This is a genomic window from Clostridium sp. MCC344 (genome assembly GCF_018785365.1).
GTDB lineage: Bacteria > Bacillota > Clostridia > Lachnospirales > Lachnospiraceae > Pilosibacter.
This window is the reverse complement of record NZ_WQPQ01000038.1, coordinates 1-8,676: the sequence shown is the minus strand read 5'-3', so window position 1 is coordinate 8,676 and position 8,676 is coordinate 1. Positions and strand designations below refer to the sequence as shown.

The following is an 8,676-nucleotide window of genomic DNA, read 5'->3' as shown; positions in this document are numbered from 1 at the left end:
TTTCGTTCGGCATCCTCCGGCATATCCTCTTTTCCGGCAGTCTCCATCGCGGACAATAGGGTATCCTCTGTAAAGTGCTGAGGCGGACTGCTTTTGCCTTCTTTGACGATTGCCGCAGCAACCGAAAGGGTCTGTCCTTCGGTCAGCTCCGGCAGGGCTTTCTCTGCGCCCTCTTTTTTCGGCTCTGCATCCTTCATTTTGGCACGGTAAGCGTCCTCCAGTGCTTTCCATCCGGGATGCTTCACCGTTTTTCCTTTTGTGGTAAACTCCCCACCGGCACACGCTGCAATCACAACAGTTTCCGAATAGATATGGGGCTGGGCTACGGCGCACATCAGACGCAGGGCCACCAGCTCCAGCACCGCTTTTTCTCCCGCAGGAAGGGCAGAAAGGTCTGCATCCTTGAGATTTCTGGTAGGGATTACTGCGTGATGGTCGGTTACTTTCTTATCGTTGATGACCGTATGCGGATCACAGGTAATGGCGATCCCTTTGCGAAACGGCATAGCACTGGCAACCAGATTCACCAGCACCGGCAGGCTGTCTGCCATATCACCAGTCAGATAGCGGCTGTCAGTACGGGGATAGGTGCAGAGCTTCTTTTCATACAGGCTTTGTAGATAGTCCAGGGTCTGCTGGGCTGTAAATCCAAGCAGGCGGTTGGCATCTCTTTGCAGGGTAGTCAGGTCATAGAGGGCAGGCGGCTTTTCGGACTTTTCCTTGCACTCCACCTTTTTGATTGTGACATTTGCACCCTGACAGGCTTCTTTCAGCTGCTCGGCAGCGGCCTTATTCGCCATGCGCTCCCCGGATACGGTAAGACCGGGTAGCTCCAGCGCCACGGTATAAAAGGGAATCGACTGAAAGGTGTCGATCTCAGCTTCTCGCTGGACAATAAGCGCCAGCGTCGGGGACATCACGCGCCCGATGTTGAGGGTTCGGTGATACAGCACGGAAAAAAGCCTTGTCGCATTGATCCCCACCAGCCAGTCGGCCTTGGCACGGCAGAGGGCAGCATCCCGAAGTCCGTCATAATCCGCACCAGGGCGCAGGTTTGCAAAGCCTTCCCTTATGGCAGAGTCCTCCATCGAAGAAATCCAGAGCCTTTTCATCGGCTTCTTGCAACCTGCCAGCTCATAGACGCTACGGAAGATCAACTCGCCCTCGCGTCCGGCATCGCAGGCATTTACCACCTCCGAAACATCCGGGGCATTCATCAGCTTTTTGAGAATATCAAACTGCTTTTTCTTATCCTTTCCCACCACCATCTGCCAATACTCCGGCAGAATAGGCAGGTCATCATATCGCCACTTGGCATACTTGGGGTCATAGCTGTCTGCATCCGCAAGACCGGCCAGGTGGCCCACGCACCAGCTGACACGCCAGCCGTTGCCCTCCAGATACCCGTCCTTACGGACGGTTGCACCGATCACCGCCGCCAAACTCTGGGCAACCGATGGTTTTTCGGCAATTACAAGTTTCATAATCTTCATCCTCCCATTCTTCTCGCACAGGCGTGTGCAGCTTTTTCTCAATGCTGTTTTCCGCATCCAAAAGCAGGTTATAGCCAAACCGATAATCATAGCGGTACAGTTTTCCCAGCAGGTCATTGATGATGATGCGACAAGCCAAAATGACACGGGTTTTATCCGCCTGCATCAGCTGGTAGCGTTGATAATTGCTGTAATATTCTTCATGACGGTGGGTATTGCTGACGGTATCTTCAAACAAAATATCTACTGCATCCTGACAACCATCCTCTTTTTCCCCCTCCATACAGTTCAAAAGTTCCATTACCATAGGGAAGCTCTGTTCATCCATAGGAGCTTCTGCTGCAAGAAAACCGATCAGAGCAGATAAGAGCAGACAGGCTGCTGTCTGTTCCTGATCCGTCAAAACAGCCATTGTTTTCTCCACATTTGGCAGGATCTTTTCTTTCACAAAATCTGCCGCGTCACCGGAATAAAGCTGACGGATAGAATCTATGGACAATGAAACGGTCACGGTATCTAAGGAGAAATCAAAGGGGTCATCTTGCTTTGGCGTTCTCCGAAGTTTGTTTAACATAGTAGAAAAAATATCGCCGCCAAAATACACGGCAATCACCAGTAAGTCAAAAACAGAAATCAATTTAATAAATGTAATCAGAACACTCAATTTTTTCGTTTCCTTTCTTTAAGCCAGCGTTCCATCTCACGGTGACAGATACCTACGCAGGGTCTTCCATAATTCCCGCAACCATAGCAGGGGTGGCTGTGGGGTAAAGAAGGAGGACGGGAAGTTTCCTTCCCGCCCTCCGGCCTGCGTGTCATCATGCGTTCATAGGGACTGTCTGTGAATCGGGTCATTTCACGCTGTCCTCGTCATCTTCTTCTGTGCTGCCCCCGTCAGCGTCCGGCTCGTCCGACTCCTCATCCTCGGTTTCCCATTCCTCGGAATCTTCCTCGCCATAATCATAATCGTCCAGACTGTCATTGCCCTTGGTCTTAGGCTTGTTCTTAACGAGCTTCAAGTAGGCAAATACGCCACCGCCTCCCAGCAGAGCCAGCAAAAGGACCAGCGCAGCCGGGTTCAATCCGGCAGGCTTCTCCTTTTCCGGCTCCGATGTTTCTGCCGGAGGTTCCGGTGCTTTGCCCGTACATTTACTCTTATCAGTTGCGCAGACCGGGCAGGCCGTATTGACCGCCCCTGCTTCACATTTTGTTGAACAGCTGCATACCGCAGGCATCTCCTCTTTGGTTTTTCCATCTTCCATCAGCGCCGCAAGGTCTGCATCGTCCACCTGATTCAGAAAGTGAACAGCAGTCTCCTTGTCCTCATTCGCCCTATCAATCAAGATGTAAAAGTAATTTCCAGCTTTGGTCGTAACAGTAATAAGCTGCTTATTGCCTCCAAAATCATCCACCAATGCCGCATTCCCCTCCGGTGTAAGTGCCGGTGCCGGTTCTGTTTCTTCCACAATCACATTGCTGTCATTGGTAGAATCCTCTGCCGGTGCCGCCGGAGCCTGTTCTGACCCCTGTGCGAAAGCAGGGATTGTAAAGCCAAATGCCACAACCATTGTCAGGCAAAGGGCGGAAAGTGTTTTGCAAATTCTTTTATTCTTCATAAGCGGTAGCCTCCTGATTATTTGATTCCGACAGTGCTGTATCTCTGCCGTGGTTCATTCCACCGGAAAGCATAGCGTTCAGCTGTGCTGGAGTCATGCGTAACGCACGAACCATCTGAACGATTTCCAGATTCTCTGCCTCCGTTTTCTGTGCTTCCAGGGTCTTGAGCTTTTCCTGATATTCCGCAATCTTCTCACGAGTTTTCTCAATTTCCTGGTCGATACGTTCAATTTTGTTTTTTGCCATAACCGTTCACTCCTTTCCACAAAGTCTGTTACCAGTTCATCAGACCATAGCCTTTAATGCTTTGATAATTCAGGTCATAACTTTTGATCTTGCAGGCATCGCCGGAATTTCCCTCCACGGTATAAACACGGCTGCCATCCGTACCGATCACGATACCCACATGGTCTGCTGTCCCATCCAAATCCCAATCAAAGAAAATTGCATCTCCGGGAGCCAGATTGTTATAGCCTCTTGCACCCCATTGTCCATGAGACTGGAACCACGGAACGCCCTGCCACTCACAGCCTGCAAAGCGCGGTTCACTTTTTCCAGCCTGGTTATAACACCAGGATACAAAGCAGGCGCACCACTCCACGCGGCTGTCAAAGCCATACCAGCTCCAATAAGGATAGCCGCCCACATTGCCGACCTGACGCTTGGCCAACTCCACCAACTGCGGATTTCCGGGACGGGTTCCATTTACAAACTGTACACCGGTCAAGTCCTCGGAATTGCTCATGTCAGGGGAACCACCGCCAAACAACAGCGGCTTATTGCCCATGGTCTGCCGGTAAACCTGATACATTTTCATCTGCTCCGGGGTCAGTAACTCCGACGCCACAGCGGAAATGGGCTTGCTGGTGAGTTTCACATTCAAAATGTAATACTCATAGGGGACTTCTTCTGAGGTGGTCTCGCCGGTCTCCGGGTCGGTGGAGGTCTCCGTGCGGTAGCGAATCTCCACTTCCTCAGTAAGCGTCAGCTGATACTGTGCTGCAAACACACGCGCCAGCTCTGCCTGAGCGCTCTGCTGGGTGTAACCTTGCAAGACGGCAGACAGAAATGCTGCCAGCTCATGAGGGTCATGGCCGATCATACCAAGGTCATAGCGATACTCGTCATACCCTGGGTGGCTGCTTTCAATGTTGTCGATTTCCTCCTGCAACTGGACTTCTCTGGCTGCATAATCTGCTTCCACTGCCAGCATTTCCGGGTCATCCGACGGATAAGTGGTGCCGGAGAGAACGGAACCGATGCTCTGCGCCATCATGGAGCAGGAGGACATGGTATTCATCAGCATACAGGTAATGAGGAACAAAACCCCTGCCATCAGGAAACCCTTCTTGTGGCGCACGACGAACGCCCCTGCCTGCTGTGCCTTTTCTTTCACCGTCCTTGCGGCTTTTCCGGTTTTGGACGCAGCCTGGGCGGTATTTCCGGCAGTCTGACCGGCGTGTTTGGCGGCGGCATACTGCCTTTTGATGGCCTGCTTTTGCTGCCAGCGGGAAAGCGGATTGCTGGCAAACTGGGGATTTTCCTGCAAAGATTTCTGGTACAGAACATTTACATTTGCCTTTTCCAGTTGGCGCTCTGCCTGTGCTGCTTTGCGGTACGGCTTCAGCTTGTGGCTGCGATAGCCCTCCCGCACCAGATAAGCGCCGGTCTCCACCGCCTCCTCGGACTTGTGGGCGCTTTCCACGCCCACATTGTCCTGCTCTGTTTCCCGGATCTCTTTGTGGAGCTTACCCGCAACCAGATGGACGGGAGCTTCCCTGACTCCTTGAGAAACTTTGGAAGGTGGCTTTTTCTTGTCCTCAAAGGTCAGCTTCGAGGTCTTTTTTCCGGTATCCGGGTCAATGACCGTCTGCCTGACCTTTTTCTTTGGGATATTGGCCTGCGCCTTATCTGCTCTGGCCGCAGCTTTCTCCGCTTTACGGATCGGCTTTTCCAGTGCAGGATCAGACCGTTCCTCATCAGTAAAGCGCAGGCGCGGCTCTTTATTCAAACCATTCTCCCAGCATGAGGGAGGACATCATGTAGTGCAGCTCTGCATAAATGGTCATTCCCACAGGATCGTTGAACATACAGCCGGACAGGTAAGCATAAAACTGTGCCACCACATTGGACAGGATCTTCGCCTCTGTTCCTTCCAGAATCAGGCCGCCCATACCTTCTTTAGCACGAATGGCGCTCCAGACCTCTGCCAGACGGAGAAGCCCCACCTGACCGGTCTCATTCAGTTCGGCTGCCTGATCTGCCGCCGTGCGGCACTCACTTACCGCATCGGCCATGACCGTAAGCAGCTGGCTGCGCTGGGCATTTACCGCCCTGTCAAAAAACATCAGCGGGTTTTTATTCAAAATGTTGGGGTTCATAATCATTCATCCTCCTTTTTCAATTCTTGAGGTTTGGTGGTCATAATGCGGTAAAGTTCGGTGTTCTTCGGGAAGTGGTCTACAAACGGCAGGATCGTGGAGCCATAGAACAGCAGGCCCTCGCCCTCACCGGAGTGGGTCACATAGCTAAGCTGGTGCGTGGAAATCCCCAGTTGCTTCGCCAAAATCTGACGGTCTCCGCCTGCCTGGTTAAGCATATACACGAAGTCCGAGTTTTCAAAGATGTTCTCTACCTCGCGGCTGCTCAAAAGGTCTTTGACATTCTGGGTGATACCTGTCGGAATACCGCCCCATTTTCTGAATCGCTTCCAGATTTCCACCGTATAGGCGGCGGTCTGCTCCTCCTTCAAAAGCAGGTGCATCTCGTCGATGTAGTAGCGGGTAGACTTGTGAGCGGCACGGTTGATGGTAACGCGGTTCCACACCTGATCCTGTACCACCAGCATACCGATTTTCTTGAGCTGCTTGCCCAGTTCCTTGATGTCATAGCAGACAATCCGGTTATCAATGTCCACATTGCTCTGATGATTGAACACATTCAAAGAACCCGTTACATAGATTTCCAATGCCGTTGCAATGTACTGAGCTTCTTTTTCTTCCTGCTCCCGCAGCAAGTTATAAAGGTCCTCCAAAATCGGCATATTCTCCGGCTTTGGGTCATTGAGATATTCGTTGTAAACCAGCCGTACACAACGGTCAATAATGGTTTTCTGCACCGGCTGCAAGCCCTCCTTACCGCCCACGATCAGCTCACACAAGCTGAGGATAAAGTCAGACTTGAGTGACAGCGGGCTTTCATCATCCGAATAGTCCAGATTCAGATCCATCGGATTGATATAGTTGGTTGAAGTAGGTGAGATCTTGATGACCTGCCCATGCAGACGCTCAACAAGAGGTGCGTACTCCGCTTCCGGGTCACAGATAATAACATCATCACTGGTAAGCAAAAAGCAGTTGGCAATTTCTCGTTTTGCGCTGAAGGACTTACCGGAACCCGGCGTACCCAGAATCAGGCCGTTGGGGTTTTTCAGCAGCTTTCTGTCCACCATGATGAGGTTGTTGGACAGAGCATTGATGCCGTAGTACAGAGCTTCTTTCCCGTTCTGGAACAGTTCCTGCGTAGTGAAGGGCACAAAGATAGCTGTGGAACTGGTGGTCAGTCCTCGCTGAATCTCAATCTGATTGAGACCCAGAGGCAGACAGCTCATCAGCCCTTCTTCCTGCTGGAAGTCCAGCCTGGTCAGCTGACAGTTATACTTCTGGGCAATAGAGCCTGCCTGAAAGATGTTGTTGCCAAGCTGACGGGGATTGTCCGCTGTGTTCAGCACCAGAAAGGTCAAAAGGAACATTCTCTCGTTGCGGCTCTGCAAATCCTGCAAGAGTTTTTTCGCTTCACTGCCGTAGGTAGCAAGGTCAGATGGAATGATGTCCATGTCGTATCCGGCACGGACTGCTTTTTTCTGTTCCTCGATCTTGCTGCGGTCCAGGTCGGTAATCTTCCGCTTTACCGTTTTGATGGCTTTCACCTGATCCACCGACTGAATGTGCATACTCACAATGAGCGAGCTTTCCATATCCAGAAAATCAGCCAGCAAACGGTCATTCAGTTCCGGTGCGAGAATCTGCAAAAAAGAAACAGTCCCGTATTTCTTACCCATACGGAACTGCTTGCCGGTGCGGAACTCAAAGGAGCTTGGTGCAATAAAATCCTTTGTGGACAGACCGGAAGGAGCCAGCCAGTCCCATTTAAACTGAAACGGGAGTTGTTCATCCATGTGGAATACCGCATGAAGCTGAAAAAGCCTTTCTTTACCGTCCAGCGTTCTGGCAGCTACACCAAGACGCTTGAAGTTATTAAGTATATCGGTCTCAATACGCTCCAGACGGGGCTTGGCGGCTTTGATGCTGTCCGCGTCGATACCAAAGGTCAGGTATTTGGTCTTGATGAGACCGTTGTTACCTCTGGCCAGCTGATTTTGCAGCATTGTGGTGTATTCCTCGCGGATACTGTCAAAGGCGTCCCTCTGGGGCGGGATGGAAATGGAGTTAGCAAAGGTCTCCTCCGATGCCGCAAGGTTCAAAAAAGACAGCTGGAAATGAATCGAGCTGTCAAAATAATTGAGGAAATCACACCACCCCTCAAAGATTGCCGTCTTATCTTCGTTTTGGGAGAGCTGATAGTTGATGTCCTGAAACTGGATGGTCTTTGTGTAGTGGCTGTCCGATACGCGGCAGATTCCGTCCGGCCACATCCGTTCATAAGGGATACTGTCCTGCGCAGATTTTCCTTTTTTGTCCGTGCGGTTAGCGCGGGCAATGGCCGCTTCGATCTGCTTCTTATCGGCGCGGGACAGTTTTTTCTTTGTCTTTACCGACTGCACAGTTTTTTCCTCGGTTTTTCCGAACATCCGATGCAGCCATTTTTTTATTGCGGTGAACAATGTCATACACCTCCTTATCGAGCATTTCCTGCCGCTTTAATACGGCATAAAAGTTATTGGTCTGGTAAGGTCGCTGCTTGGGACGGATCACAGCTACTTTGAGAATGTTGCCCACGATCTTTTCCAGCGGCTGTCCATGCTTTTCGTACATAGCCAGCATAAAGAAGGGCAGCATAACCAGCATCATACACATAGCCGCTACACTGTTTCCGGTAGGTTTTCTGAGCAAAAAGAAAAGCGGTACGCCAATAAGCGCTCCGCCCGTGAAGCAGATAAGCTGCCGCTTGGTCAGATTGAACATGACCTTTGTTTTGACTTTTGTCAAGTCCTTGGGTACGGGTACATAAGCCACTGTGGAAACCTCCTTCCGTTTTAGTGCGCCTGAAAGACTGATTTGGCGAGACTGCCGGTTTTGAACAGCGTAAAACATAGCAGTACGGTGTAGCCCACGCAGCTCCAGATTGCCATGATGATGTCATCTTCCAGAGCGATGTTCTGCACCAGCACAGCATAAATTGCCACGCAGACGATAATGAGAAACGCCTGAAAGCCCAGTGCCAGCAGGGATCGGAGGTAATTCTGTCCCATACCGCCCCACTCTTTGCCCATCATTGCAGCCATTGGAACGGGAGCCACCGAAGTTACAAGTAGGGTAAGAACCCGGCGCCTTACCATATCACTATGGCAGGTTTCCGAGAACTCCCCTCCGAACCGGACTTACAC

General features: G+C 51.2%; 9 protein-coding genes and 1 pseudogene. All 10 read right to left on the bottom strand.

Features of this window, described 5'->3' with window-relative positions; translation table 11 throughout:
- Positions 1-1,484, bottom strand: a 1,484-nt coding sequence (locus tag GPK90_RS10980) for a DNA topoisomerase (RefSeq protein ID WP_486463668.1), incomplete at its 3' end; no start/stop codon positions are given.
- The gene (locus tag GPK90_RS10975) at positions 1,411-2,157 is read right to left on the bottom strand and encodes a conjugal transfer protein TraG (protein WP_147571841.1); all 747 of its coding nucleotides are present in this window, start codon (positions 2,155-2,157) and stop codon (positions 1,411-1,413) included. The genes GPK90_RS10975 and GPK90_RS10980, both read right to left, overlap by 74 nt.
- Positions 2,154-2,348, bottom strand: a complete 195-nt coding sequence (locus GPK90_RS10970) for a hypothetical protein (RefSeq protein WP_147571842.1) — start codon at positions 2,346-2,348, stop codon at positions 2,154-2,156. Before GPK90_RS10970 ends, GPK90_RS10975 begins: the two co-directional genes overlap by 4 nt.
- Positions 2,345-3,109 carry a DUF4366 domain-containing protein gene (locus GPK90_RS10965; protein WP_055171202.1) on the bottom strand — a complete coding sequence of 255 codons (765 nt, stop codon included), beginning with the start codon at positions 3,107-3,109 and terminating at the stop codon, positions 2,345-2,347. Before GPK90_RS10965 ends, GPK90_RS10970 begins: the two co-directional genes overlap by 4 nt.
- Positions 3,099-3,356: a DUF4315 family protein gene (locus GPK90_RS10960; RefSeq protein ID WP_002576231.1), complete on the bottom strand. Its 258-nt coding sequence runs from the start codon at positions 3,354-3,356 to the stop codon at positions 3,099-3,101. The genes GPK90_RS10965 and GPK90_RS10960 overlap by 11 nt, the downstream gene beginning before the upstream one ends.
- 28 nt (positions 3,357-3,384) lie before the next feature.
- The gene (locus GPK90_RS10955) at positions 3,385-5,121 is read right to left on the bottom strand and encodes a CHAP domain-containing protein (RefSeq protein ID WP_215702983.1); all 1,737 of its coding nucleotides are present in this window, start codon (positions 5,119-5,121) and stop codon (positions 3,385-3,387) included.
- A complete protein-coding gene (locus tag GPK90_RS10950) occupies positions 5,114-5,497 on the bottom strand; it encodes a DUF3851 domain-containing protein (protein ID WP_215702982.1) in 384 nt (127 codons plus the stop codon). The genes GPK90_RS10955 and GPK90_RS10950 overlap by 8 nt, the downstream gene beginning before the upstream one ends.
- Complete coding sequence (locus GPK90_RS10945) at positions 5,494-7,893, bottom strand: VirB4-like conjugal transfer ATPase, CD1110 family (RefSeq protein WP_215702981.1); 2,400 nt, start codon at positions 7,891-7,893, stop codon at positions 5,494-5,496. The genes GPK90_RS10950 and GPK90_RS10945 overlap by 4 nt, the downstream gene beginning before the upstream one ends.
- Positions 7,850-8,305, bottom strand: a complete 456-nt coding sequence (locus tag GPK90_RS10940) for a PrgI family protein (RefSeq protein ID WP_215702980.1) — start codon at positions 8,303-8,305, stop codon at positions 7,850-7,852. Before GPK90_RS10940 ends, GPK90_RS10945 begins: the two co-directional genes overlap by 44 nt.
- Before the next feature lie 20 nt (positions 8,306-8,325).
- A pseudogene (locus GPK90_RS10935) lies at positions 8,326-8,604 on the bottom strand (VirB6/TrbL-like conjugal transfer protein, CD1112 family); the annotation flags it as partial.
- Between the last annotated feature and the right edge of the window lie 72 nt (positions 8,605-8,676).

Coding starts and splice junctions, on each gene's coding strand:
- GPK90_RS10965 (WP_055171202.1), bottom strand. CDS start 3,109: ATGAAGAATAAAAGAATTTGCAAAACACTTTCCGCCCTTTGCCTGACA.
- GPK90_RS10960 (WP_002576231.1), bottom strand. CDS start 3,356: ATGGCAAAAAACAAAATTGAACGTATCGACCAGGAAATTGAGAAAACT.
- GPK90_RS10970 (WP_147571842.1), bottom strand. CDS start 2,348: ATGACCCGATTCACAGACAGTCCCTATGAACGCATGATGACACGCAGG.
- GPK90_RS10950 (WP_215702982.1), bottom strand. CDS start 5,497: ATGATTATGAACCCCAACATTTTGAATAAAAACCCGCTGATGTTTTTT.